Here is a 23,935-nt window from a genome sequence, read left to right on the forward strand (position 1 = left end):
TTGTCTCCGGATTGGCGGCGGTCAGCCGTAGAATTGCGTGCCGGTCCTGTAGGTCTTGAAGTTTTCCATGTCGTGCGAGTACATCAGCTCGGCGCCATGGTCCTCGGCGAGCTTCTTCACCTTGCGCATCGAATTGACGCCTGCCACCGGGTCGATGTGGAAGGCAGCCTGGCACAGCGTCTCCAGGCTCTTCTGGGTGTAGGCGGCGTCGATGGTGAACATGATCGGCTTGCGCTTGGGGAACTCGACCAGCAGGCTGTAGTGGCCGATCGAATGGCCGGGCGTCGAGATCAGCTTGACGCCCTTGGCGAGATCGACGTCGCCGTCGATACCCTCGAAGGTCGAGTTGGCGCGCGTCGTGCCTTCCAGCAGTTGCGCCGTCGCGCCTCGCGCTTCGGCGGCCTCCGCCGAGAAGCTCAGGTCCGAATAGCCGAGATGTTCGAAAGGCTGCGGATTGCAGGCCTGCGGCACCTCCGTGCGATGGCAGATCTTCTTGGCATGCGGAAAATACTTGTTGCCGCCGCAATGGTCGAAATGGAAATGCGAGTTGACGACGACGTCGATATCCTTCGGCTCGAGGCCGAGCAGCGCAAGCGCGCCGGGGATGGTCTGGTGCTTTTCCTGGATCGGCTTCTCGAAGGGCAGCACCTTCATGACGTGATCGTAGTCGTAGCCGGTGTCGATCAGGAACCGGCCCTCGGCATGCTCGATCAGGATCGAATAGACGGGGAAGCGCACTTCGCCGCCAGGGCCTCGGTTCCAGAACACGTGGTAGCCGTCGAGAACGAGCGAGCCGCCGTCGAGCAGGTAGACTTTGGTATCCGACATTCTTGCCTCCTGTTTGGCGCGGGTCCCTTCCGCGCATCTGATTGTGGTCAGCGCGCGCCGCGCTCGTATGGAATGCCTAGTGCCGCCGGCAGGCTGGCACGCCGGCCAAACAGCACCAGCATGATCATCACCGCCAGGAACGGCAGCATCTGGATGACGTCGGTCGGTATGTTGATGCCCGCCACCTGCATAGCCGTTGTCAGCGACAGGCAGACGCCGAACAGCAGGGCGCCGAACAGCACCCAGACCGGCCGGCCGCCCGCCAGCATGGCCAGCACGATGCCGAGAAAGCCGGCGCCATTGGTGATGAACGGAATGAACAGGCCCGCACCGACATTGGCGAGATAGGCGCCGCCGAGCCCGGCCAGCGCACCGGTCGTCAGCACCGCGATGGTCCGGGTCCTGATGACGTCGATGCCGGCGACGTCGAGTGCTGCCGGCTTGTCCCCCGCTGCCTGCAGATTGAGGCCGAGCTGCGTGCGCCGATAGAGGTAGCCCATGCCGAAAACCAGCGCGACCGCCAGATAGACGATCAGATGATGTTTGAAGAAGGCGGGTCCGATGACAGGAATATCCGACAGCAGCGGAATGATGGTGGCGTCCGCCGCCGGCAGGCGGGGATAGCTGCGCGAGAACTGGAAATGATGAAGCAGCGCCGTCAGACCTTCGAGACCGAGCGTCAACGCGATGCCGATGACGATCTGGTTCAGCCCGATGCGCACGCACAGCAGCGCCATGATCATCGCCACGGCGACACCGCCGGCGGCACCGGTAAGGAACCCCAGCCACAGCGACCCGGAATAGAAGGCGCCGACAAAGCCGAGATAGGCTCCGGCCAGCATCATGCCTTCGATGCCGATGTTGAGCACGCCGGCTTTTTCCGACATCTGCTCGCCGAGGCCGGCCAGCAGCAGCGGGATGGCGGCGGTGACGGCGCCGAACAGCAGCGCGCTGAGAAAGACTTCGCTGAAGAGCCCGGTCATGCCCTAAGCCTTTCTCGACTGGTTGTAGCGATGGTCGACATATTCGGCGAGCGCGAGCACGATCAGCACGATGGAGACCAGCACCAGCGTGAAATGGTTGGGCACGCCAAGCCGCCGCGCCGCGCTTTCGCCGCCGATCGACAGCACCGAAAGCAGGAACACGAAACCGATAGCGGCAAAGCCGTTCATGCGGGCGAGGAACACGGCTGGAATGACGGCAAGCCCGTAAGCGGGATTCCAGTCGGCGCGGACATTGCCCTGGACGCCGATGATGTCGACAGCGCCGGCAAGGCCGGCCAGCCCGGCCGAAATGGCGAAGACGGTGACGGTCAGGCCAGACACTCCGAGCCCCGCGTGGACCGCGGCGCGCGGATTGGCGCCGACGATCCGCAATTTCAGCCCGAACGCCGTGCGCGTCATCACCAGATGCACGATGATGATTGCCGCCAGGCCGAGCAGCAGGCCGCTGGTGATGGTCGTTTCGAACAGGCGCGGCAGCCTGTCTTCCACCGGCAACGTACGCGTCTGCGGCACGGTCGTGCTGGGGTCGCGAAACATGAGCTTGACCAGCACATTTGCGAGCGAGGTGCCCAGGAACGTCATCATCAGCGTGGTGATGATCTCGTTGACGCCCTGATAGGCACGCAGCAGAGCTGGGATCAGCGACCAGATCATCGCCACCGCCATGGCGATGAGGAACGAAAAGGTCAGCGCCAGCCAGGATGGCATGATCTGAACGAGTACGGGCGCGCTGGCCGCCGCCGTCACCGCGCCAAGCAGGAACTGGCCGTCGCCACCGAGATTCCACATGCCCGCGCGAAAGGCGACGATGAGGCCGGCGGCAAGAAACAGCAGCGGCGCCATCCGCGTCAGCGTCTGCTGGATACCGAGCGGGGAGAACAGTCCTTTCTCCAGCACGAAACCGTAATAGGCGAGCGGGTCGACGCGGACGGCAAGCAGGATGAAGCCGGCTATGATGAGGGCGATGAGGATCGGGCCGAGCGTCATCAGCAGCCGATGCAGGATGTCGCGGCGCGTCGCCGTCCCGCTCGTGGCATCGAGCGCGGTGGCACTGGCCGTGGGGGCGGTGTCGATGCTCATGCGGCAAGTCCGATCATCAGGCGGCCGATCCTGGTGCGGGCATCGTCGGTGTTCTCGACCGTGCCGACGAGCGCTCCGTTGGCGATGACGGCGACACGGTCGCACATAGCAAGCAACTCCTCGAGGTCGGTGGAAATGAGCAGCACGGCAAGGCCGCGGGCCGCCGTATCGCGGATGCGCTGGCGCGATGCCAAAGTATTGGCGAGATCGAGTCCATAGGTCGGCTTGTTGAAGATCACCACCTTGGCGCCCTCTGCCAGTTCGCGTGCCAGAAGCACTTTCTGGATGTTGCCGCCCGACAGCCGGGCGACCGGCGTCTTCAGGCTTGGCGTGCGCACGTCGTATTCGCGCACGAGCTGGGCGGCGCGCTCGTCGATCTCGCCACGCTGCTCGACGCCGTGGCGCCAGAACGGGGCAGCGCCGACCTGCTTGAGGAAAAAGTTGATCGAGACCGGGAAGGTGCCGACAGTGCCTTCGCCGAGCCGGTCGTCGGTCAGGTAGCGCAGACCGCGCCGGCGGCGTTCGCCGACGCTCAGCGCCTCGATGGCGACGCCCTCCAGCCGCACCGAACCGCCTGTCGCGGCGCGCTGGCCGGCCAGCGCTTCGGCAAGCTGCTTCTGACCGTTGCCGTCGATGCCGGCGATGCCGAGGATCTCGCCCGGGCGGATGTCGAAGGAGATCGACGACAGGCCGGGCGCATTGTCCGTCGGCGCGACCGCCAGATCCGCGACCTGGAGCAGCGGCGCCGCTTCGGCCTGGACTGTACGGACCGGACGCTCGACGGCTTCCGGATCGTCCTTCTGCTTGCCGAACATCAATTCCACGATCTCCGAGATGATCGCCTGCTCGCCCAGCGCGCGAAACCGCTCGGGTGGGATCTCGCCGACCTTGCGGCCGAGCTTCAGCACCGAGATGCGGTCGCCGAAGGCCGCCGCCTCCTTGAGCTTGTGGGTGATGAAGACGATGGCCAGACCCTGCTCGACAAGGCGGCGCATCAGTGCGCCCAGTTCGTCGATGCCTTTCGGCGTCAGCATGGAGGTGGACTCGTCCAGGATCAGCAGCCGGCTGTTGCGCACCATGGCGCGCAGGATTTCGACCTGCTGCTGCTCGCCGAGCGAAAGCTCCGACACCTTGGCATGCAGCTTCACCGTGATGCCGAGACTGCGGGTGATCTCGGCGACGCGCGCCTCAAGCTCCTCGGTCCTGGGGCGTTGCCACCAGGGTCCGCCAAGCAACAGGTTTTCCGCCACCGTCAGCGTCGGCACCAGCATCATGTGCTGGAAGACAGTGCCGATGCCCAGCGCCAGCGCATGGCGCGGCGAGGTGATCGGCGTTGGCTTGCCGTCGACCAATATGCGCCCTTCGTCCGGCTGCTGCAGGCCAGACAGCATGCCGATCAAGGTGGATTTTCCCGCGCCGTTCTCGCCGAGCAGCACATGCACCTCGCCGGGACGGATCGACAGGTCGACGCTGTCATTGGCGACAATGCCGGGAAACCGCTTGGTCACGCCCTCAAGCGCGACGATGTCGCGGCCGGCAACGGACGATGAAAAAGAACCGCTCATGAAAGCCTGCACCAAGAAAATGGTAATCGGCCGGAGAGGCGAACGGATCACCCCTCCGGCAGCTAACCCGTGATCGCCTTACTGGGCGACGCTGGTCATCAGCGCCCTTACGGCGGCCGCGTCATAGACCGGATCGACCTTGATCTTGCCGGAAATGACGTCTTCGCGCAGCGTCTGGATTTCCGCCCAGACATTGTCCGGAATGGCGGCGGTTTTCAGCAGCTTCACCGAGTCGTCCTTGAGGCCGATCGTATAGTGCTTGGTGCCGAACGTGTCGGCCTTGATGTCGGCGATCATCGCCGCATAGACCGGCTCGATGTTCCACACCACCGACGACAGCAGGAAGCCCTTGTCGATCGGCGATTTGTCACCGATGACGTCGATGAAATAGACCTTGCCGCCATCTGCTGCCTTGGTCGTCTCGACCGCCTGCAGCATGCCGAAGCTCGAACCGTTGCCCTGGCCGAAGATGATGTCGGCGCCCGACGCGATCACGCTTTCGGTGACCCGCTTGCCGCCGGCCGCATCGCTGTAGGCGGCCGGTCCGATCACCGCATAGGTGATCTTGACGTCCGGGTTTTCCGCCTTCACGCCTTGCGCGAACGCCGCCGACTGCGAATTCCATGATGGCGGTTCGCCCGAGACGACGATGCCGACCGACTTGGAGCGCGACATCTTGGCGGCGAGACGGCCGGCGAGATAGGCGCCCTGGTGGCCACTCAGCGTGTAGTCGGCGACGAGGCCCTTCTCCAGGCCGTTCGGCGTGTCGACGATCGCCACCGGAACCTTCAACTCCTTGGCGATTTCAGGCGCCGAGGTGTTGTAGCCGCTGGCGTGGGCGATCAGCAGGCTGGCACCGTCTGACGCAAGTTCCCGCAGGGTCGGACGAACGTCGCCATAGCCGAGGCCCTGGGCCACGACCACTTCGATGCCGGCGGCCTTGCCAGCCGCCTTGGCGGCGTCGATGCCTTGCTGGTTCCAGCCGTAATCAGTGCCTTCTTCGGGTGTCAGGATGGCGATCGACTTGACTTCGCCAGCAATCGCGCCACCCATCAAGATACCTATCAGTATAACTGCACTTACGCTGCTTTTAAGAATCTTTAACATGTTACCCTCTCTGTTGATTTGCCAATCAATATTCTTATTGTTATTGCGCAGAAGCGAGGTAGACTGCCTGATAAAGTTTACCCTTGGAGTTCAGGCAAAGTGAAGATTCGTTATGTTCTCCCTGTCGCGCTGGCGTTCACATCCTTCGCCAACGCGGTCGAGTTGCACCATGTCATCGTCCGCAAGGGCACCGACGGGCTCGACATGGTGCCGTTGACGATTTCGAATGCGAGCAAGGAAGGGCTGTCCTGCAATGCCGACTTCGCCCACTGGTATTCGGCAGGGATCGCGACGGTCGAGCCGGGCAAGAGCGCCCGCGTCGAGCTCTGGTTCGACGCCAAGACCGGCACGTTCACGATCCTCAACGACAAGCGCGAGAACCTGCCGGTCGAGCGGCTGTGGTGCGGCCTGTCGGGCCGCGCATATGCCACACGGGTGCAGATCACGCTTGACCGCAACGACGCGGCCAAGGGAGCGCGCGCCGTGTCCTGCGGCGTGGAGCGGGACACGCTGGCGTGCCGGTAGGCGCTCATCGATCCGTTGGCCCGCGACATAGCGCGGCCTACTCCTTGGCCAGGAATTTGTCGGTGAAGACGTCGTCCGCCGACAGGGCCGCCTTGAGCACGCCCTGATCGGTGAGCGTCTTCAACGTTTCCTCCCACTGCGTCTTCGTCATCCAGCCGAGGCCGTGTTCCTTGGTGTCCGGGCTGGTGAAGGTCGACGCGATGTCGGCGTTGATCTGCGCCAGAAGCACGTCTTTCTTGTCGGCGTAGCCGGGTGCGGCCTTGGCGGTGATCTCGGCTGCCTCTTCGGGGTGTGCCACGACATAGTCGAAGGCCTCCCTGTACGCCTTGACGAAGCGGGCGACGATTTCGGGCTTGTCCTTGATCATCTTCTGCGAGGTGAACAGGCCTGAGCCATAGGCCTTCCAGCCATGGTCCGAACCCATCATGATGCTGAGCGAACCGGGACCGCCGGCCTTGGCCTCAAGTTCGGGAACCTCGGCGTCGACATAGCCGACCACCGTCTGGACCCGTCCCAGAAGCAGGTAGCTTTCATAGGGCGGCGAGACGCTGTTCAGCGTCATGTCCTTCTCGGTCAGGCCATTGGCCGCCAGGAAGCCCTTGAAGAAGATGTAGGTCGAACCGGCCGGATGAATGCCGATGGTGAGACCCTTCAGATCCGCCGGCTTGGTGAGCTTCATCGTCTTCGCCAGCGAGATGATCGCCAGGGGCGAGTGCTGGTTGACGGCCGCCAGCGCCACGACGGGAACATTCTGCGACCGCGCGACGGCGAGCGTGGGAAGATCGCCGAAACCGAAATCCGCGTTCTCATTGCCCACCAGCCGCATGGCGTCCGGCGAGCCCGACCCCTTGCGGATCTCGGCGACGTCGATGTCGTTCTTGGCGAAGAAGCCTTTCTCCTTGCCGACGAAGAACATGGCGTGGTTGCCGCGCACCACCCAGTCGAGCTGGACGTTGACCTTGTCGGCCGCCAGGGCCACGCTGGAGAAGCCGAGTGTCCCGACACACGCCGCAAGCGCGGCTGCCTTGATGAGTGAGCGTCTGAGCATTTTTGTTCCCTTTTTCGTTTGTTGAGAGCGGACCTAGGACTGGCTGAATTTCGGCGCCCATGGCACCACGATGCGTTCGAGAATTTCGGCCGCGTAGTAGAAGGCGATGCCCAGCACCGAAACGAGGAGCAGGGCAGCGAAGACCAGCGCGGTATCGAGCTGGGTCGAGGCGAACTGGATGACGTAGCCGAGCCCGTCCGAGGCGCCGGCGAATTCGCCGACGATGGCGCCGATGACGCTGAGCGTCGCGGCGATCTTGGTGCCGGCCATCAGGTTGGGCAGCGAATGCGGAACGCGGATCCTGAACAGGATCTGCGTGCGGCTGGCGCCGACCGAATTCATCAGCGACAGCAGCGAACGATCGACCGACTGCATTCCCGCCAGCATCGACAAGGTCACCGGGAAGAAGGCGATGACCAGGATCAGGCCGATCTTGGGCGCGAGCCCATAGCCGAACCAGAGGATGAAGATCGGTGCCAGCGCCACCTTGGGCACATTCTGGAACAGCACCACCAGCGGATAGAGCGCTCGCCCCAGCCAGTCGAAGCGTACGATGACCAAGGCGATGGCAATGCCGACCACGACAGAGACAAGGAATCCGAACAGGATCTCGCCCGCCGTCACCAGCGTCGCCTGCATCAGCGTTCCCCATTGCGCGACCAGCGATTGCGCAATCTCGGACGGAGCGGGAATGATGAAGGCGGATATCGCGAAAATCCGCACCACGGCTTCCCACACCACGATCGTCGCCAGCAGAAGGATGACCGCGGGAAGCCAGCTGCCGGTCGCTGCGCCCCAGCTGGAGGCAAGCCGCGACTCGGGCCTCGACTCGGAGAAATTGGTGACGGGTTGATCGCTCATGATGCGTCTCCCGGTTGATGGCTGGCGCGCAGCATGGTGCGCAGTTGAACCACGAGCCTGACGAACTCCGGATCCTCGGTGACCGTCAGGTCGCGCGGATAGGGCAGACCAATGTCGAGGCTTTCGGTGATCCGCCCAGGCTTGATCCCCAGCACGTGGACATGGCGCGACAGGTGAATGGCCTCATCTATCGAATGGGTGACGAGCACGATGGTCTTGCCGGTGCGCTGCCAGATCTCCAGCAGCGACTGGCCCATCGCATCGCGGGTAATGGCGTCGAGCGCGCCGAACGGCTCGTCCATCAGCAGCACCGCCGGATCGAGCGCCAGGGCCCGCGCGATGGCGACGCGCTGGCGCATGCCGCCGGACAATTCATGGGGGCGCTTGTGGGCACTGTCGCCCAACCCCACCAGTTCCAGCATCTCCTGGCCGCGCCCGCGCAACTCAGCGCGCGAGAGCGACTTATCGGCGATACTGAGCAGCATCGATGCGTTGTCGACGGCGTTCTTCCAGGGAAGCAAATTGGCGTCCTGGAAGACGAGGCCGATCATGCGCTTGCGCGCCGCTTCGACCGGCGAAAGCCCAGCGATCGAAACGCTGCCGCTCGTCGGATTGACAAGCCCGGCCAGGACCTTGAGCAAGGTGCTCTTGCCGCAGCCGGACGGACCAATAAGGGACACAAACGACCCCTTCGGCACCGAAAGATCGATATTCTGCAGAACCAGCTGCTTGGCCATGACCACCGACACACCCTTGGCGGAGATCAGGTCGTCATGGCGGATATGGGCCGGCCGGCCGCCGGCCGCTCGAATGGTTTCAACGCGCATGGCTTGCCACCTCATGCACTGCCGTCAGCCTCGACCGCACCGTCCAGTCCCCGACGGCGTGCCTGTCTTTGTGAGCTCGATAAACCATTGGCTACTCCCGGCCTTCCAGGATGCGTCGCACCGCGACGAGTTTGCGCGCCCTTTCGCCTTGCAGCGCCTTGGTCTGCTCGGGCGTATAGGAGAACATGCCCTCGCCCGACTTGATGCCGAACTTCGACGCGTTGGTCTTTTCCAGCACCATGGGCGCGACATCGCCGCGATTGGAGAGATCGGCGTTGAGGAAGGACGAGACGGACTTGTAGATATCCAGCCCCGCCATATCGAGCAGAGCCATCGGCCCGATCACGGCGATCTTGTAGCCGATGCCCCAGGACACGCAGGTGTCGAGATCTTCCGGATCGATGACGCCTCGCTCGACGAGGTCGACCGCCTCGCGCAGCAGCGCATAGAGCACGCGGTTTTCGACGAAGCCTGGAACATCCTTCTTCACCACCACCGGCAGCAAACCTATCGAGCGGATGAGGTCGCGGATCGTCGCCACGGTTTGCGGCGCGGTCTTCTCGCCGGCGATCACCTCGATCATCGGGATGATGTGCGGCGGGTTCGACCAGTGCATGCCGACCATCCGCTCGGGATGCGAGATATGCGCCTGCAGCTTGGTGATCGGGATACCCGACGTGTCGGACGCGACGATCGTATCCGGGCCGATCAGGCCGTCGACGGTGCGATAGACATCGGCCTTGACCGAAATGTTTTCAGGAACGTTCTCGATGACGAGGTCGGCGCCGGATATCGCATCGCCGATATCGTCGGTGAAGCGAACCGTCCCGACGCCGGCCGACGGTGGCGCGATGCCCAAGGCGTCCAGAACGGTCTCGGCCACGCTCAGCATGGATCGCGCGCGCTCGATCGCTGCCGGGGCAACATCGTAGGCGACCACCTGCAGGCCGCCTCTGGCGAGCCGGGCGGCCATGCCCGGCCCCATCGTACCCAGGCCGATGATGGCGATATTTCGGATCATTGCACTGCCCTGCTTTCTTTTGAGCTCGCGATGAGGTCGGCGGCCTTTTCGGCAATCATGATCACTGCGGCGTTGATGTTTCCGCAGACCAGGTCGGGCATGACGGAAGCGTCCACCACTCTAAGCCCGTCGACGCCGCGAACCCGCAATTGCGGGTCGACGACCGAGGCCGCATCGGCCCCCATCCGGCAGGTCCCGGCCGGGTGATGCACGGTGATGGAGGTCTTGCGGATATGCTCGTCGATCTCGTCGTCGCTCTGGCACTTCGGACCGGGAAAGAACTCCGCCTCGATGAAGGGCTGCATGGAGGGCTGCGCGGCCAGATCCCTTGCCACCCGGAAACCGGCCCGCAGCGACTCCCAATCCTTCGGCGAGGCGAGGAAGTTCTGGTGGATCAGGGGCGCCGCGGAAGGATCGGCCGAGGCCAGTTTCACGGCTCCGCGGCTTTCGGGCTGCGTCGCCACGATGCGCGTTGCGAAGCCGTCCGCAAACGGCGCCTTGAACGGCTTGAAGTATGGCCATGCCGCAAGCGGCGCCGCCGTGAAGAGCAATTGCACATCCGGCAATGGTCGCGCCGGGCCGCTCTTGAGGAAGGCGACGACACCGCCGGGCACGTCGCCCGAAAAACCGCGTCCCGTGAGGTAGGTCTTGACGAAATCGAAGCCGATGCGATCGGCACGCATGTTGCGCAGGAAAGGGCCGCCCGGAGCCCGGCGCCGGTACATGAGGATGACCGAGACGTGATCCTGCAGGTTCTTGCCGACCGCCGGCAGATTGACCCGCGTCTGGATACCGTGCGCGGCAAGCTCATCCTGCGCCCCGATACCCGACAGCATCATCAGTTGCGGCGTGTTGATCACGCCGCCGGCAAGCAGCACTTCCTTGCGGGCGAGAACCGTACGTTCGCCACCCCGATGGTTGATGATGACGCCGGTTGCGCGCGCACCCTCCAGTACGATCCTGGTTGCGTTCGCTTCCGTCAGAACGGTCAGATTGGGCCGCTTCAGCACCGGCCGCAGATAGGCTGACGCGGTCGAGGCGCGCCGACCTTTCGAAATCGTCATCTGGAGGCGGCCGAACCCTTCCTGCCGCTCGCCATTGTAGTCCTTCGTCTGCGCATAGCCTGCCTGCACGCTGGCTTGCGCGAAGGCGTCGATCAGCGTGTCCTTGTAGCGGCAGAACTGGGTGCTGACCGGGCCGGCGCCGCCGCGATACTGGTCCTCGCCCCCTTCCCAGCTTTCCTGCTTGCGGAAATACGGCAGCACCTTGTCGTACGACCAGTCGCTGAGACCTGTCGCCGCCCAACGATCGTAGTCCCCGCGATTGCCGCGCACATAGGCCATGGCGTTGGTCGACGATGATCCGCCAATGACCTTTCCGCGCGCACACTCGACCCTGCGCCCGCCTACATTGTCTTCCGGCTCGCAGAAATACATCCAGTCATGGCGGCGCTCGGTCAGGATCTTGCCCCATCCAAGCGGAATGTGGATCATCGGATCGCGGTCCCAGCCGCCGGCCTCCAGCAGCAGCACCGAACATCTCGGATCGGCGCTCAGCCGGTTGGCGAGCACGCAACCGGCCGATCCGGCTCCAACGATGATGTAATCGTAACTTTCCGCGTGCGGCATGGTTTCATTGCTTTCGTCCGACGCCCCGGCGCCAGAGAACTAGTGCGATTGAGGCTGGAAAGTCCTGGCCGACACCAGGCTTCCCAGCTGATGTTCAAAGCCTGATGGACATCAGGCGAGGCCTGCTTGCCTGAGGCGCTGCGACCAGTGGTTCCATCCTCGATCGATCTGGGCGCCGACGAGTTTTCCTGCCGTCTTGATCTCGCCCGGCGACAGGTATTTGACATTGCCGATCTTCAAGCCGGCGGTGAGCGCTGCTGCTTCCTGCTCGAGATAGAAGGCCCGGAAGACGACCTCCCGCACGGAGTTGCCTACATTGACGACGCCATGCCGCGCCATGAGAACCACGGTCTGGCTGCCGAGACTCTCGGCGATATCAGCGCAAACGTCTGGGCTGCCGCCGAAGAGATCCGTTTCGTCGCCGTGCTTGTCGCGAATCTCGTAGACCGGGACCGACTCGCCGATAAAAGCTCCCATGTGGGTGACCGGCCGAAGCGGCGTGTCGACGAAGCAGTACGGCAGGACAGCCGGAGAATGGGTGTGGAGTACACACTGAACGTCGGGCCGCGTTTTGTAGATCTCGCTGTGGATGTACCGCTCGAGATAGGACGGCCGGTTGTCCGAGGTCTCGCCATCCAGATTGAAGCGTTGGATGTCGTCGACGGTGATCAAGCTCGGGGCCAGTTTCTGCGCCAGGAAGAAACTAGCGGGATCCTCGGGGTCACGGGCACTGATATGCCCGAACGTATCCATGATGCCTTCGTTCAAAAGGATCTTGGTCGCTGTGACCAGCTCTTCGAAGACCTTCCGACGCACTGGGCTGTTGTCTGTCATTTCCAAATTCTCCCATTGCGGCGATGGCGACCATTCTTGTTGTTGTTATCGGTCGCCAGGGCCGCGGATTTCACTTGTTTTCGTAGATGCCGACGATCCGGTTCTGCTCGATGATGTTGCCGGCGTATTTCTGCAGGAACTCCTCCCTGGTGGGCGTGCCGTCGACCTTCGTGTCCAGGGCATAGACCCAGAAATAGTAGTGATGCTCTCCATGGCCAGCGGGCGGCTGGGGTCCGTAATATTGCTTGCCGCCGGCGCCGTTGGGTCCCACGCGGAACTTTTCCTGTGCTCCAGAAAGATCCGTCGTCGACGGATCGATGCCGTAGACGACCCAATGCGTGAAGCCATTGGGCAGGGGCGCGTCGGGATCGTGGCAGATGACCGCAAGCTCTTTCGTCCCTGCCGGGACGCCGCTGACCCTAAGCTTGGGCAATACGTTGCCCTTGTCGCCGGCATGCTCGTCGCGCATTTTACCGAGCGGCTGGAAATCCGCTGACGTAATCTTGAGGTCCTTGATGTTCAGGGGCATGGAATTCGTCCTTCCGTAATTTCGATCGAGCTAGGCGCCGGCCTTGAGGTCGGCGACAGATTTGCCGCCGACGCGCTGGTGCACGCGCGGACCCGATGCGACGGCGACGCAGATCAGAAGTTCGTCCGGGCGCGGGGCATCCGGCACGCAAAAGGTGACGGCATCGTAGTGGGAACGGATGTAGAGCTCGTCCTTGTGGGCAAGCGGGATATCGATGGTCGTGCCGGCGACAGCGACCTTGCTGACCGAGGAGATCCAGGCCTTGCCGCCCCCCACCTGCTGGCGCAGCGGATCTCCGAACACCGTGGTGATGCAGGCGACGACATGTTCCTGTTCGCCTGATGTACCCGCGATACCGCCCTTGCCATAGCTTTCGACCGGCCTGTTGCCGAGCAGCGCCACCGCCCTCTCGCCGAGCGCATGACCGATCGCTGCACTCGGATTGGTCAGATCGGACAGTTCGGCGACGAACTTTCCGGCGAAGGGATTGCGTATGACAACGCCAGTCGCGACTTTGACGAGGGTTTCGCCAGGCGTGCCGCCGTCATGCCGGCTTTCCTGGACCGAGGAATACCATCCCCTGACATCATAATCTCTTTCGACTTCACTGGAATAGTTCATCTTTATCTCCTGAAAGGCGCGCGCTGTTTCCGCACGCACCGATTAATTCTTTGACCGGCTCGCCCGACGCTACTGCGGCCACGAGTAGACACGGCGCAGCGGGTCGTAGCGGGCGGCTTCCAGCGCCGCCGGCGTGAACATGTTTCCCTTCGAGAGCGAGCGGTTCGCCGCATAGTCGCCAGACAGGGCCTGGCAGCGATCGGTGATCGGGCGAATGCGCGTCTCCCAAGCGACCAGCGCATCCTCGACCGAAGCGCCCTCCTCCAGGTCCTGCGACAGGCTGAAGGCGTTGACCATCGCGCAACCGGCGCCCTGGGCAAGAGCCGGGCACATGGCATGCGCGGCATCCCCGACAAGGGCGACCTTGCCTCTTGTCCAGCTATCCAGCTTGGTCGTTTCGTACTTGTCGTACCTGGCGGTTTTCAGCTTGGCCGCCTCGACCAGGCATGGCTCCAGGAAAGGAAACATCTCGACCCAGACTTCGAGATCGATCGGAACGCTTGATCCACGAGGATCGGCGGCCGGAGCCATCAAGCCGAGGTAGAGCTCATTCTCATTGCAGGGCGAATAGAGAATCCGCTGAACACGCGGCCAGAAGTTCCACATGTCGATGGTATTGTCCCACTCGCCATGACCGAGCTCTTTCTTCATGCGCGGGACAATCAGCCGGATGAGGCCATCTTTCGAAACCCAGCGATCCTGTTTGAAGCCGATGGAATCCCTGACCTTGGAACCAACGCCATCGGCGCCAACGATCAGGTCGGCTTCGAGAACCTCGCCGGTCTGGAGGGTCAGGCGCCCTTCCGGGTCGGCGGCGACCGCCTCGGAATTGACGCGGATGTCGACGCCCAAGACGCGGGCCCGGTTGACCAGGGCATCGTGCAGGTGGCTGCGGGTCATGATGCGCCAGGGGAGACCGTTGAACGTCTCCTTGGAAACCGACTTGTTGTGCATCCAGGTCTCGTAGGTCGGAGGCGTGTGCGAGCCCTGGAGAACATCGTCCAAGGCGCCCAGCCCTTCGAGCACGCGAAGGCCATTGTGCCAGAGATAGATGCCCGCGCCGAATGCCCGCAGTTCCGAGCTCTTTTCGTGCAGCCTGACATCCCAACCCTTCTGCTTGAGAGCGATGGCGGCCGTCAGCCCGGCAAAGCCGCCGCCGGCTACCTCGGCACGACGCGTTTTACCCGGAGTTTTGTTTAGATTGGCCATTTTCTATCCTGATGCTGCGTGCAAGAAGACGGCGCTTGGCCGTCAGGCGTCTATGAAGTTGGTGATGGCTTTCAACGTGATCTCGGGAGACACCTCGTTGACGTAGTGGTCGGCGCCCGGAACGACGACGACAGGCAGATCGGGCCGCAGTCGGCTTGTCTTCGCCAGCGCCGCCGCCGAAACCAGCTTGCTCGCCTCACCCCGAACGATGAGGACGGGCTTCGTCACGTCTCGGTAGGCGGGCACCAGATCCGATCGCAGGCCCTTGGCGGTCTGCGCCATGGCCGTGGGCGATGCCAATGGACGCAATCCGCCGTCGACCGGCTGATAGCCGCTTTCAGCCCTGATCCTGATGGCGTCGGCGGGAATGTTCGGATAGCGGCCGGCTAGGTATGCTTCGACGGCCTTCACATCCTCGAAAAGCTGGCTCCCCGCGTTCACGCGCGCTTCCAAGGCGTCCAAGGCGTCGGTCTCGATGTAGGGCGTAAAGTCGATCGCAACGACCGACCGCACCAGATCCGGGTATTTCGTCGCGGCCGTGACGGAGTTTCGAGCACCAAGCGAATGTCCGACGAGGATGGCACGGCCGCGATCGAGCGTGCGTATCAGGCCGGCGATGTCGTCCGCGTAGTCATTCGCCTCGTAGCCGGTTTCCGGCTTGTCGCTGAGGCCATGCCCCCTCTGATCAACCGCAATCGTCGTAAACCGGTCCGAAAGCCGGATCATCAACGGTTCGAAGACGGCGGAGTTGGAGGTGATGCCGTGGAAGAACAGCATCAAGGGACCGCTGCCCTTCTCGCGCACGTTCAAGGTGACGCGGCCAATGTCGACGCGTCGCGAGATGAAGTGGTCGGAAGCTATGTCTGCCGCCATGTCCATGATCCCTGGATCCTCGCCTCGCTGCGCGTCTCCTGCAAAAGGATCATACAGACCGGGGTCACGTCAAGCCGATTGTCTGACAATCTTCATATTTGACAATCTGGCTATCCTGCTGTCAAATTTACGCGGCGTGGCGTATGCTGCTTCAGTTTTGCGACTCAAAGGCCATGAGACGTTACCGATGCCCCCAGATTTGAATTTGCGAATTTCGCCACGGACCGTGCAACGGGAAACCGTCGACAAGTTACGGCTGGCCATCTTCTCCGGTTTGTTCCAGCCGGGAAGCCGCCTCATCGAAAGTCAACTGTGCACACAACTCGGCATCAGCCGCCCCTCGCTGAGGGAGGCTTTGCGCAGTCTTGAGGCGGAACGCCTGATCGAGATCGTGCCCAACCGCGGGCCGTCGATACCGGCGCTTTCGTGGGAGGTGGCAACCGCCATCTACGAGGTTCGAGAGTTGCTGGAAGTCGAGGCAGCAGGACGATGCGCGTTAAGGATTTCCCCGGAACAGTTGCGTGAACTCGAGAAATCGCTTTCCGCTTTCGAAGAGGCGGCATCCAGCAATGACAGCCTGGCGCAGGTCATGACCGCCGCGGATTTCTATTCGATCATACTGGCGAATTGCGGCAACCCGATCCTGGAGGAAGTCCATCGCGGTCTGGTGGCCAGGATCAGCTTCTTTCGAGGACGATCGATGTCCCTGGAGGGCAGAGCACAAAGCAGCCTGGCGGAGATGAGGGAGATATTCGAATCCATCGCCGCCGGCGACGAGAAGGCCGCCCGCAAAGCCTCCAAACAGCATGTCTTGAGGGCGAAAGCGGCAGCGAAGATATCCATGGACAACGGGATTTGAGGTCTTCGATGGACTGTCGTTCCGCCTGAAGACTCGAAATCCTTCATGACGTTTCGGATCGGCCGAACGCGGATTCGTGCGCGGGCCTTCTCCGTGTCGGTGTCAGACATGACGGCTATCGCAACCGGCAAATGGCAGATGGAGTGAGGATGACCAGGGCCAATGTTGAGCACGCACCGAATTGCGATATCGTCATCGTCGGCGGCGGGTCGGCCGGGTCGTTGCTCGCCGCGCGGCTGAGCGAAGATCCGGGCAGCCGCGTTCTGCTGATCGAGGCAGGCGAGGAGGCGACAGATCCCGATATCTGGAACCCCGCCGCCTGGCCGGCACTTCAGGGCCGCAGCTACGATTGGGACTATCGCACGGAGCCGCAAGCCGGCACCGCGGGCCGGGTGCATCATTGGGCGCGCGGGCGGTTGATCGGCGGATCGAGCTGCCTGCACGCGATGGGCTACATGCGCGGTCATCCTTCCGACTTCCAGGCCTGGGTCGACGCGACCGGGGATCGCCGATGGAGTTGGGATAAACTTCTGCCCGTTTTCCAGGCTATCGAAGACCATCCGCTTGGTGGCGACGGCATTCACGGCAAGGGTGGGCCGTTGCCGATCCATTTGCCGGCGGACGAAGTCAGTCCACTTGCTCGCGCCTTCATCGAGGCAGGCGCATCGTTGGGTCTGCCTCGCCTTGAAGGCCACAACAGCGGAGAGATGATCGGCGTCACTCCGAACTCCATGAACATTCGCGACGGGCGCCGGGTTACGGCGGCGGACGCCTGGCTCACAAAGGCGGTTCGAGGCCGCGAGAACCTGACCATCCTCACGGGCTCCCGAGTGCAGCGGCTCAAGCTGGAGGGCAATCAGGTCCGCAGCCTCGAGGTCGTGGGGCGACAGGGTTCGGCCGAAGTGTTTGCGGACAAGATTGTGCTTTGTGCCGGAGCGCTGGAAAGCCCGGCCTTGCTGATGCGTTCGGGCATCGGTCCGCGCGATGTGCTCGATGCGGCGGGCGTCGGCTGCCTGATCGATATGCCTGACATCGGTCGAAACCTTCAGGATCACCTGCTTGGCGCCGGCAACCTTTACGCGACCCGCCAGCCGGTGCCGCCATCGCGCCTCCAACATTCGGAATCGATGGCCTATATGCGGGCTGACAGCTTCACCGCTGGCGGGCAGCCTGAAATTGTCGTTGGCTGCGGTGTCGCGCCGATCGTGTCGGAACGCTTTAAGGCACCCGCCGCCGGCACCGCCTACTCGCTGCTGTTCGGCATCACCCATCCGACGAGCCGCGGCAGCGTGCGCATCAGCGGGCCTGAGCTCGGCGACCGGTTGATCATCGACCCGGGATACCTGCAAACTGATCGGGACCGCGAACGGTTTCGCAGAGCACTTGAGGCAGCACGGACCATCGGGCACAGAGAGGAACTCGCCGGCTGGCGAGAGCGCGAACTCCTGCCAGGAACGCTGAACAGTGCGGCCGAGATGGACGACTTCATCGCGCGATCGGTCATCACGCACCACCATCCCTGCGGCACCTGCAGAATGGGCAGGGACCCGGACGCCGTCGTCGATGCAAATCTGCGGCTCAAGGCGCTCGACAATCTTTTTGTCGTGGACGCGTCGATCATGCCCAACCTCACCGCGGGACCGATTCATGCCGCGGTCCTCGCGATCGCCGAAACTTTCGCCCGACGGCGCTAAGCCACCGAGGCCGTCGGCTCGGCTGGCAGAACCGTCGGCCGGCGCGCCGCCTTGGCATATTTCTGGGCGATCATGGCGCAGACCATGAGCTGTATCTGGTGGAAGAGCATCAGCGGCAGAACGATCGCGCCGACACCCTGGCCGGCAAAGATCACATTGGCCATCGGCACGCCGCTCGCCAGGCTCTTCTTCGAACCGCAGAAGGTGATCGTGATCTGATCGGCCCTGTCGAAGCCCAGAAGCCGGCTGCCATAGGTCGTCAGCACAAGCACCAGGCCGAGCAGCACCATGTCGGCGACAACGACCACGGCAATGTCGCGCAGCGAGAACATGTGCCAAAGCCCCTCGGCGACCGCCGTGCTGAAGGCCAGATAGACGACCATCAGGATCGAACCGCGATCGACAGGCATCAGCAGTGTCTTGCGGGAGCGTATCCAGTTGCCGATCCGCGGTTCCAGCAGCTGTCCGAGCGCAAAAGGCAGGAGCAGCTGCACCAGGATCTGGCTCACCGCATCCCACGAAAATCCGCCATGGCCACCTATGGAGAAGAGCAGGCCGACGAGCAAGGGTGTCAGAAACATGCCGAAGATGTTGGAGGCGGAAGCCGAACAGATGGCCGCGGGGACGTTTCCGCCGGCGATCGAGGTGAAGGCGATCGATGACTGCACCGTCGACGGCAAGACACAGAGAAACAGAATGCCAAGGTAAAGCGGCTTGGGCAGGATCGAAGCCGGCAGGTAGCCAAGCGCCAGACCCAGCAGCGGGAACAGGCCAAAGGTCGTCAGAAGGATCACCAGGTGCAGGCGCCAATGCATCAGGCCGGCGACAACGACATCGCGCGAGAGCCTCGCACCATGCAGGAAAAACAGCAGCGCCACGGCAAGATTGGTCGCGATCGCGAACCATCCCGCGAACGTCCCGGTCGCCGGTGCGACCGACGCGAGCGCGACGGTGCACAACAGGAGGATCAGAAAGGTGTCCGGCAGAAAGCGGCGCATGACATGTTCGCTCCAGAGTGGCGACGCCGTCTTTTTACGCATTGCAAAACAAGATACAATGAATAACAGTTATCGTGATTTGGGATACAAATGCTCGATCTGGTCCAACTTCGCAGCTTCGTCACCGTCCAGCAGATGGGAAGCTTTACCTTCGCGGCGGAGAGGCTGGGGCTCGGGCAATCCACCGTCAGCCAGCACATCGGCAAGCTCGAGGCCGCGCTTGGCAGGCAGTTGCTGGCCCGCGATACGCACAAGGTGGTGCTGACGCCAGACGGCGAAGCCCTGCTCGGCCATGCCCGGACCCTGTTGTCGATAGAGGGACAGGTGCAGGCGCTTTTCACCGCGCAGAGGCTGCGGGGCACTTTGAGGCTCGGCGTATCCGAGGACCTGGTGACGAGGCGGCTGCCGCTGGTGCTGGAGGATTTCGTCCGGTCCCACCCATCCGTTGATCTTGAACTGACCGTCGCGTTGAGCGGCGTGCTCTACCAGATGCAGGACAATGGCGAGCTCGATCTCGTTCTGGCAAAGCGCCGGCTGGGCGACAGCCGTGGCCGGCTCGTCTATCGCGAGCCGCTTGTCTGGCTCGCCCGCGATCCGGAACACGTCCTGTCGCTCGCGGCCTTGCCTTTGATTGCCTTCCCCGCGCCGAGCGTCACGCGCAGCATTGCGCTGGAAGTGCTCGAACGGCACCGCATGCCGTGGCGCATTGTCTGCACATGCGGCAGCCTGAGCGGGCTGACGGCCGCCGCGCGTGCCGGCATGGGGGTTCTGGTGCAACCGCAAAGCATGTCGCCCCCGGGTTTGAAGGAGATCCCATCCGGGCGCCTGCCGCCGTTGGAGGATGTGGAATTTGTCCTTATCCCCAGCAAGGGTGCCGACAGGGCGCTCGTCTCGGCGCTGTCGGAAGATATTCTGACCAAGGTGAGAGGTCTGCGCTGACCTATTGCGTTGGGGATGCCGGCGGCGAATTTGACGTTGGACGGAAGCCTTCACGCCCGGAAGCGCCTGGCTGATGCCTCTTAGCTGTTCGGGAGGCCCTGGGCCCCTTGTCCCTGGTGCGTTGTATTTGACATTCTAATATTGACCATCTCAGGCGAACGAAGATACGGATTTGCCATGGACCTGGATCCTTCGACGCTCAATCGGGCGCTGCCGCTGCGCGATCAAATCTATCACAAGATCCGCAATCTGATTGTCGTCGGCCAGTTGAAGCCGGGGGAAGTCATCAACGAGGTGGCTATCGCCGAGGCGCTCGGCGTTTCGCGCACTCCGGTGCGGGAAGCGGTCAAGCGCATCAGCGACGAAGGCCTGGTGACAATCCTGGCACAGACCGGCACCTATGTCGCGCCGATCAGCCGCGCCGACCTGGAAGAGGCCTATGTCATCCGCCGGGCGCTCGAGATGGAAAGCGCCAGGCGCGCCGCCGCCAAGATGACCCCGGCGTCCGCCGAACTGCTGGAGGACAATATGGCGGCGCACAAGCTCGCCATAGCGCGCGGCCGGTATGCCACCGCGATCCAGCTCGACGACGTCTTCCATCGCACCATTGCGGAGATCTGCGGCCTGCCGATGATCTGGCGGGCGGTCGATATCTCCAAGGCACAGATGGACCGCGGCCGCTATCTCGCCATTCCCAAGCCCGGCTACGGCGAACAGACGATCGAACAGCACGAGGTCATTCTCGACTCGCTGAAGCGCCACGATGCCGAGGGCGCCGCGCAGGCGATGGAGAACCATCTCGAGACGTCGCTCCGCAACACACTCGAAGTCGCCGCCGAGCTTCTCGGCTGACGCTCGCCATCGATCGCAACGGATCAACACATGCGAAGAATGGGACTGTTTATCGGATTGAAGGGCTGAGGCGATCGCTGAATACAAGCGCGTCCATGCGCGATCTGGCCCGAGGAGCTCGCCGTCATCAGCCGTGCCAAAATCGGCACGATTTGCCCTCGGCTTCGTCGGGGAGAACTTCCTCGGCCACCAGCGTCTTCATTGAACGCGTACCTACGCCAGTCGTGCTCGCGTCGTGCGCGGCGTGGCCAGGAGCAGGCTCGTTTCACTGCCGGTTATGCCGGCAATCAGTCGGATGCGCCGTAGCACGGCATCGAAATCGGTCAATGATGCCGTCCCGAGCTCGACCACCAGATCCCAGCGACCGTTGGTGGTATGAATGGTCGAGACTTCCGGGAAGCCGCCCAGTGCCCGGACCACGCGGTCGGCGGCATGGCCCTCGATCTCGATGAGCATGATGCCGCGGATGCGCTGATCGACGGCGTCGGCGCGCAGCACCACCGTGTAGCCGATGATGTCGCCGGACCGTTCCAGCCGCTCCATGCGTGCCCGAACCGTGGCGCGCGAGACGCCGAGATCGATGGCGAGGTCCGACACGCTGCGCCGGGCGTCATGTCGCAGCAAGGTCACGAGCCGTTCGTCCAAAGCATCCATCAGATTACCATTTCGATAAATTCTGCCGCCATTATGATAGGTTATGCTTCGCGAACTGCCAATTCTCTCTGTTCATATTGCCGGCTCGCCATGATCTCCTGTCGACCATTCGAACTTTGGCCGCGGGAAAAACAATGCGTTGCAGGATCGTCGGGGCGCCGGTGCAGGACGGCGCCGGCAGAATGGGCTGCGAAATGGGGCCGAGTGCGCTGAGGACGGCGGGGCTTGCCGAGGTGCTGTCCGGCCTCGGCCACGCTGTCGAGGATATGGGCGCCGTCCAGCCAATGCCGGCGAGGCGCGTCGTGCACGGCAACCTCGCCCTGAAGGCCCTGCCCGAAATATCGGCCTGGACATCCGCCATCGCAGCGGCAGCCTACGCGGCGAGCGAGGACGCCATGCCGATCTTTCTCGGCGGCGACCATTCGATCTCGGCCGGCACCGTGTCTGGCCTCGCCCGCCGCGCCGCCGAGGCCGGGCGCCCGCTGTTCGTGCTGTGGCTCGACGCGCATCCGGACTTCCACACTCTGGACACCACCGCCAGCGGCAATCTGCATGGTGTTCCGCTCGCGTACGCCAGCGGCCAGCCAGGTTTCAGTGGCTATTTCCCGGATCTGCCGGCGGCGGTCGATCCCAAGCGTATCTGCACCATGGGCCTGCGCAGTGTCGACCCGGCCGAGCGCAGCGCGCTCAACCAGGCGGGCGTGACCGTGCACGACATGCGCGCCATCGATGAACATGGCATCGCGCCGCTGCTGCGCGCTTTCCTGGCGCGCGTGTCTGATGAAGACGGGCTGCTGCATGTCAGTCTCGACGTTGACTTTCTCGACCCGTCGATTGCGCCGGCTGTCGGCACCACGGTTCCTGGCGGCGCGACGTTCCGCGAAGCGCATCTGGTGATGGAGATGCTGTCCGACACCGGCCTCGTCTCCAGCCTCGACCTGGTCGAGCTGAATCCTTTTCTGGACGAGCGTGGCCGAACCGCGACGCTTATGGTCGACCTGACGGCGAGCCTGATGGGCCGCCGCATCATGGATCGCCCGACCCGCAGCCATTCCGGGAGCTTTTGATCATGACCACGGCAAAGCTGAACATCGTCCCCTTCGTCAGCGTCGACCGTATGATGAAGCTGGTGCTTGCCATCGGCGTCGAGCGCTTCCTGACCGAGCTCGCCAGCTACATCGAAGAAGATTTCCGGCGCTGGGAGCTTTTCGACAAAACGCCCCGCATCGCATCACACAGCCATGACGGCGTCATCGAGCTGATGCCGACAAGCGACGGGCGGCTCTATGGCTTCAAGTATGTCAACGGCCATCCCAAGAACATGCGCCAGGGCTTGCAGACGGTCACCGCTTTCGGCGTGCTTGCCGATGTCGGCAGCGGCTACCCGATGCTGCTCACCGAAATGACCATTCTCACGGCGCTGCGCACCGCCGCGACTTCCGCCGTCGCGGCCAAGTATCTGGCACCACGCGGCGCGCGCACCATGGCCATCATCGGCAATGGCGCACAGTCGGAATTCCAGGCGATCGCCTTCAAGGCGCTGACCGGCGTCGACCGGCTCAGGCTCTACGACATCGACCGATCCGCCTCGCTGAAATGCGCCAAGAACCTGGCTGCCATGGGATTTGACATCACCATCTGCGAAACCGGGCAGGAAGCGGTCGAAGGAGCCGGGATCATCACGACCGTCACCGCCGACAAGCAATGCGCCACCATCCTCACCGACAACATGGTCGGCTCCGGCGTCCACATCAACGCCGTCGGCGGCGATTGCCCCGGCAAGACCGAACTGCACAGGGATATCCTGCTGCGCTCCGACATTTTCGTCGAGTTCCCGCCGCAGACACGCATCGAGGGTGAAATCCAACAGCTTGATCCCGACCATCAGGTGACCGAGCTCTGGCAAGTGATCGCCGCCAAGGTGCCAGGCCGCCGGGACGCCAAGCAGATCACGCTGTTCGATTCCGTCGGCTTCGCCATCGAGGACTTTTCGGCGCTGCGCTATGTGCGCGACCAGCTGCAGGCAACGGGCCTCTACGAGGAGCTCGATCTGCTGGCCGATCCGGACGAACCGCGCGACCTCTATGGCATGCTGCTGAGAGCGGCCATGCAGACCGCGGCATAACAAGAACCGATGAGATGCCGCGAGCGATCCCGCAGGCATTGATAGTGACTGCGGGTCTTGTCGAACGTCCCCTCGACGAGATGAAGGGCCATCGACGTTGCCGTCACTCCACCGTCACCGATTTCGCCAGGTTTCGGGGCTGGTCGACGTCGGTGCCCATGAACACGGCGGCGAAGTAGGCCAGCATCTGGATCGGCAGCGCATAGATGATCGGCGAGATGATTTCGGGCACGTCGGGCAGGATGATCGTCTCC

24 protein-coding genes are annotated in these 23,935 nt (G+C 63.1%); 7 read left to right on the forward strand and 17 right to left on the reverse strand.

Annotated elements, in window-relative coordinates:
- Positions 1-21 precede the first annotated feature (21 nt).
- The 5 genes from pldA to AB4Z43_RS22825 all read right to left on the reverse strand — a co-directional run bounded on the left by pldA (position 22) and on the right by AB4Z43_RS22825 (position 5,530).
- Complete coding sequence (gene pldA, locus AB4Z43_RS22805; protein ID WP_441939004.1) at positions 22-828, reverse strand: 4-pyridoxolactonase; 807 nt, start codon at positions 826-828, stop codon at positions 22-24.
- A gap of 47 nt (positions 829-875) precedes the next feature.
- Positions 876-1,811 carry a putative B6 ABC transporter permease subunit 1 gene (locus AB4Z43_RS22810; protein ID WP_441939005.1) on the reverse strand — a complete coding sequence of 312 codons (936 nt, stop codon included), beginning with the start codon at positions 1,809-1,811 and terminating at the stop codon, positions 876-878.
- Between the two features lie 3 nt (positions 1,812-1,814).
- On the reverse strand, positions 1,815-2,912 hold the full coding sequence (locus AB4Z43_RS22815) for a putative B6 ABC transporter permease subunit 2 (protein ID WP_441939006.1): 1,098 nt from the start codon (positions 2,910-2,912) through the stop codon (positions 1,815-1,817).
- Positions 2,909-4,477 (reverse strand): putative B6 ABC transporter ATP-binding protein, encoded by a 1,569-nt coding sequence (locus AB4Z43_RS22820; protein ID WP_020628974.1) that lies wholly within the window; start codon positions 4,475-4,477, stop codon positions 2,909-2,911. The genes AB4Z43_RS22815 and AB4Z43_RS22820 overlap by 4 nt, the downstream gene beginning before the upstream one ends.
- A 78-nt stretch (positions 4,478-4,555) precedes the next feature.
- Positions 4,556-5,530, reverse strand: coding sequence for a putative B6 ABC transporter substrate-binding protein (locus AB4Z43_RS22825; RefSeq protein WP_244748266.1), 975 nt, complete (start codon positions 5,528-5,530; stop codon positions 4,556-4,558).
- A gap of 153 nt (positions 5,531-5,683) precedes the next feature.
- Here AB4Z43_RS22825 and AB4Z43_RS22830 point away from each other — a divergent pair, with 153 nt between their 5' ends.
- Positions 5,684-6,109, forward strand: coding sequence for a hypothetical protein (locus AB4Z43_RS22830; RefSeq protein ID WP_027047190.1), 426 nt, complete (start codon positions 5,684-5,686; stop codon positions 6,107-6,109).
- A gap of 37 nt (positions 6,110-6,146) precedes the next feature.
- Here the strand turns inward: AB4Z43_RS22830 and AB4Z43_RS22835 are convergent, their stop codons facing one another.
- The 10 genes from AB4Z43_RS22835 to AB4Z43_RS22880 all read right to left on the reverse strand — a co-directional run bounded on the left by AB4Z43_RS22835 (position 6,147) and on the right by AB4Z43_RS22880 (position 15,566).
- Positions 6,147-7,157 (reverse strand): ABC transporter substrate-binding protein, encoded by a 1,011-nt coding sequence (locus AB4Z43_RS22835; protein WP_027047191.1) that lies wholly within the window; start codon positions 7,155-7,157, stop codon positions 6,147-6,149.
- Between the two features lie 33 nt (positions 7,158-7,190).
- Positions 7,191-8,018: an ABC transporter permease gene (locus AB4Z43_RS22840; RefSeq protein ID WP_441939007.1), complete on the reverse strand. Its 828-nt coding sequence runs from the start codon at positions 8,016-8,018 to the stop codon at positions 7,191-7,193.
- Positions 8,015-8,845: an ABC transporter ATP-binding protein gene (locus AB4Z43_RS22845; protein WP_019860092.1), complete on the reverse strand. Its 831-nt coding sequence runs from the start codon at positions 8,843-8,845 to the stop codon at positions 8,015-8,017. Before AB4Z43_RS22845 ends, AB4Z43_RS22840 begins: the two co-directional genes overlap by 4 nt.
- A gap of 91 nt (positions 8,846-8,936) precedes the next feature.
- Positions 8,937-9,866: a 5-formyl-3-hydroxy-2-methylpyridine 4-carboxylate 5-dehydrogenase gene (fhmpcd1, locus tag AB4Z43_RS22850; RefSeq protein WP_019860093.1), complete on the reverse strand. Its 930-nt coding sequence runs from the start codon at positions 9,864-9,866 to the stop codon at positions 8,937-8,939.
- Entirely contained in the window at positions 9,863-11,494 is a 1,632-nt protein-coding gene (locus tag AB4Z43_RS22855) for a GMC family oxidoreductase (protein WP_202360584.1), read from the reverse strand. Before AB4Z43_RS22855 ends, fhmpcd1 begins: the two co-directional genes overlap by 4 nt.
- A gap of 111 nt (positions 11,495-11,605) precedes the next feature.
- Positions 11,606-12,328, reverse strand: a complete 723-nt coding sequence (locus AB4Z43_RS22860; RefSeq protein WP_027047192.1) for a class II aldolase/adducin family protein — start codon at positions 12,326-12,328, stop codon at positions 11,606-11,608.
- 70 nt (positions 12,329-12,398) lie between these two features.
- A complete protein-coding gene (locus tag AB4Z43_RS22865; protein WP_019860098.1) occupies positions 12,399-12,857 on the reverse strand; it encodes a YbhB/YbcL family Raf kinase inhibitor-like protein in 459 nt (152 codons plus the stop codon).
- A 30-nt stretch (positions 12,858-12,887) separates the two neighbouring features.
- Positions 12,888-13,478 carry an amino acid synthesis family protein gene (locus AB4Z43_RS22870; protein ID WP_019860099.1) on the reverse strand — a complete coding sequence of 197 codons (591 nt, stop codon included), beginning with the start codon at positions 13,476-13,478 and terminating at the stop codon, positions 12,888-12,890.
- 69 nt (positions 13,479-13,547) lie between these two features.
- Entirely contained in the window at positions 13,548-14,687 is a 1,140-nt protein-coding gene (locus AB4Z43_RS22875; protein WP_441939008.1) for an FAD-dependent oxidoreductase, read from the reverse strand.
- A gap of 42 nt (positions 14,688-14,729) precedes the next feature.
- Positions 14,730-15,566, reverse strand: a complete 837-nt coding sequence (locus AB4Z43_RS22880; protein WP_441939009.1) for a 2-(acetamidomethylene)succinate hydrolase — start codon at positions 15,564-15,566, stop codon at positions 14,730-14,732.
- A gap of 181 nt (positions 15,567-15,747) precedes the next feature.
- On the opposite strand from AB4Z43_RS22880, the gene AB4Z43_RS22885 reads away from it, so the two are divergent.
- Positions 15,748-16,419, forward strand: a complete 672-nt coding sequence (locus AB4Z43_RS22885; RefSeq protein WP_010914325.1) for a GntR family transcriptional regulator — start codon at positions 15,748-15,750, stop codon at positions 16,417-16,419.
- A gap of 131 nt (positions 16,420-16,550) precedes the next feature.
- Entirely contained in the window at positions 16,551-18,113 is a 1,563-nt protein-coding gene (locus AB4Z43_RS22890; protein ID WP_441939010.1) for a GMC family oxidoreductase, read from the forward strand.
- On the opposite strand, the gene AB4Z43_RS22895 is transcribed toward AB4Z43_RS22890, so the two are convergent.
- Positions 18,110-19,153 carry a bile acid:sodium symporter family protein gene (locus tag AB4Z43_RS22895; RefSeq protein ID WP_441939011.1) on the reverse strand — a complete coding sequence of 348 codons (1,044 nt, stop codon included), beginning with the start codon at positions 19,151-19,153 and terminating at the stop codon, positions 18,110-18,112. The two genes, AB4Z43_RS22890 and AB4Z43_RS22895, sit on opposite strands and share 4 nt — an antisense overlap.
- 48 nt (positions 19,154-19,201) lie before the next feature.
- Here AB4Z43_RS22895 and AB4Z43_RS22900 point away from each other — a divergent pair, with 48 nt between their 5' ends.
- Both AB4Z43_RS22900 and AB4Z43_RS22905 read left to right on the forward strand, forming a co-directional pair.
- On the forward strand, positions 19,202-20,050 hold the full coding sequence (locus tag AB4Z43_RS22900) for a LysR substrate-binding domain-containing protein (protein ID WP_441939012.1): 849 nt from the start codon (positions 19,202-19,204) through the stop codon (positions 20,048-20,050).
- 177 nt (positions 20,051-20,227) lie between these two features.
- Entirely contained in the window at positions 20,228-20,902 is a 675-nt protein-coding gene (locus tag AB4Z43_RS22905) for a GntR family transcriptional regulator (protein WP_441939013.1), read from the forward strand.
- A 213-nt stretch (positions 20,903-21,115) separates the two neighbouring features.
- On the opposite strand, the gene AB4Z43_RS22910 is transcribed toward AB4Z43_RS22905, so the two are convergent.
- Positions 21,116-21,556: an Lrp/AsnC family transcriptional regulator gene (locus AB4Z43_RS22910; RefSeq protein WP_027047193.1), complete on the reverse strand. Its 441-nt coding sequence runs from the start codon at positions 21,554-21,556 to the stop codon at positions 21,116-21,118.
- Between the two features lie 134 nt (positions 21,557-21,690).
- Here AB4Z43_RS22910 and rocF point away from each other — a divergent pair, with 134 nt between their 5' ends.
- Both rocF and AB4Z43_RS22920 read left to right on the forward strand, forming a co-directional pair.
- On the forward strand, positions 21,691-22,623 hold the full coding sequence (rocF, locus tag AB4Z43_RS22915) for an arginase (RefSeq protein WP_019860107.1): 933 nt from the start codon (positions 21,691-21,693) through the stop codon (positions 22,621-22,623).
- 2 nt (positions 22,624-22,625) lie between these two features.
- Complete coding sequence (locus AB4Z43_RS22920) at positions 22,626-23,681, forward strand: ornithine cyclodeaminase (RefSeq protein WP_064986349.1); 1,056 nt, start codon at positions 22,626-22,628, stop codon at positions 23,679-23,681.
- Positions 23,682-23,935: the final 254 nt, after the last annotated feature.

It is taken from the genome of Mesorhizobium sp. 2RAF45 (genome assembly GCF_052115225.1).
In the GTDB taxonomy this organism is placed as follows: domain Bacteria; phylum Pseudomonadota; class Alphaproteobacteria; order Rhizobiales; family Rhizobiaceae; genus Mesorhizobium; species Mesorhizobium jarvisii.

Coding starts and splice junctions, on each gene's coding strand:
- AB4Z43_RS22905 (WP_441939013.1), top strand. CDS start 20,228: ATGGACCTGGATCCTTCGACGCTCAATCGGGCGCTGCCGCTGCGCGAT.
- AB4Z43_RS22910 (WP_027047193.1), bottom strand. CDS start 21,556: ATGGATGCTTTGGACGAACGGCTCGTGACCTTGCTGCGACATGACGCC.
- AB4Z43_RS22840 (WP_441939007.1), bottom strand. CDS start 8,018: ATGAGCGATCAACCCGTCACCAATTTCTCCGAGTCGAGGCCCGAGTCG.
- AB4Z43_RS22825 (WP_244748266.1), bottom strand. CDS start 5,530: ATGGGTGGCGCGATTGCTGGCGAAGTCAAGTCGATCGCCATCCTGACA.
- AB4Z43_RS22845 (WP_019860092.1), bottom strand. CDS start 8,845: ATGCGCGTTGAAACCATTCGAGCGGCCGGCGGCCGGCCGGCCCATATC.
- rocF (WP_019860107.1), top strand. CDS start 21,691: ATGCGTTGCAGGATCGTCGGGGCGCCGGTGCAGGACGGCGCCGGCAGA.
- AB4Z43_RS22855 (WP_202360584.1), bottom strand. CDS start 11,494: ATGCCGCACGCGGAAAGTTACGATTACATCATCGTTGGAGCCGGATCG.
- AB4Z43_RS22820 (WP_020628974.1), bottom strand. CDS start 4,477: ATGAGCGGTTCTTTTTCATCGTCCGTTGCCGGCCGCGACATCGTCGCG.
- AB4Z43_RS22900 (WP_441939012.1), top strand. CDS start 19,202: ATGCTCGATCTGGTCCAACTTCGCAGCTTCGTCACCGTCCAGCAGATG.
- AB4Z43_RS22810 (WP_441939005.1), bottom strand. CDS start 1,811: ATGACCGGGCTCTTCAGCGAAGTCTTTCTCAGCGCGCTGCTGTTCGGC.
- AB4Z43_RS22835 (WP_027047191.1), bottom strand. CDS start 7,157: ATGCTCAGACGCTCACTCATCAAGGCAGCCGCGCTTGCGGCGTGTGTC.
- AB4Z43_RS22880 (WP_441939009.1), bottom strand. CDS start 15,566: ATGGACATGGCGGCAGACATAGCTTCCGACCACTTCATCTCGCGACGC.
- AB4Z43_RS22870 (WP_019860099.1), bottom strand. CDS start 13,478: ATGAACTATTCCAGTGAAGTCGAAAGAGATTATGATGTCAGGGGATGG.
- AB4Z43_RS22920 (WP_064986349.1), top strand. CDS start 22,626: ATGACCACGGCAAAGCTGAACATCGTCCCCTTCGTCAGCGTCGACCGT.
- AB4Z43_RS22885 (WP_010914325.1), top strand. CDS start 15,748: ATGCCCCCAGATTTGAATTTGCGAATTTCGCCACGGACCGTGCAACGG.
- AB4Z43_RS22815 (WP_441939006.1), bottom strand. CDS start 2,912: ATGAGCATCGACACCGCCCCCACGGCCAGTGCCACCGCGCTCGATGCC.
- pldA (WP_441939004.1), bottom strand. CDS start 828: ATGTCGGATACCAAAGTCTACCTGCTCGACGGCGGCTCGCTCGTTCTC.
- AB4Z43_RS22860 (WP_027047192.1), bottom strand. CDS start 12,328: ATGACAGACAACAGCCCAGTGCGTCGGAAGGTCTTCGAAGAGCTGGTC.
- AB4Z43_RS22890 (WP_441939010.1), top strand. CDS start 16,551: ATGGCAGATGGAGTGAGGATGACCAGGGCCAATGTTGAGCACGCACCG.
- AB4Z43_RS22895 (WP_441939011.1), bottom strand. CDS start 19,153: ATGCGTAAAAAGACGGCGTCGCCACTCTGGAGCGAACATGTCATGCGC.
- AB4Z43_RS22875 (WP_441939008.1), bottom strand. CDS start 14,687: ATGGCCAATCTAAACAAAACTCCGGGTAAAACGCGTCGTGCCGAGGTA.
- fhmpcd1 (WP_019860093.1), bottom strand. CDS start 9,866: ATGATCCGAAATATCGCCATCATCGGCCTGGGTACGATGGGGCCGGGC.
- AB4Z43_RS22865 (WP_019860098.1), bottom strand. CDS start 12,857: ATGCCCCTGAACATCAAGGACCTCAAGATTACGTCAGCGGATTTCCAG.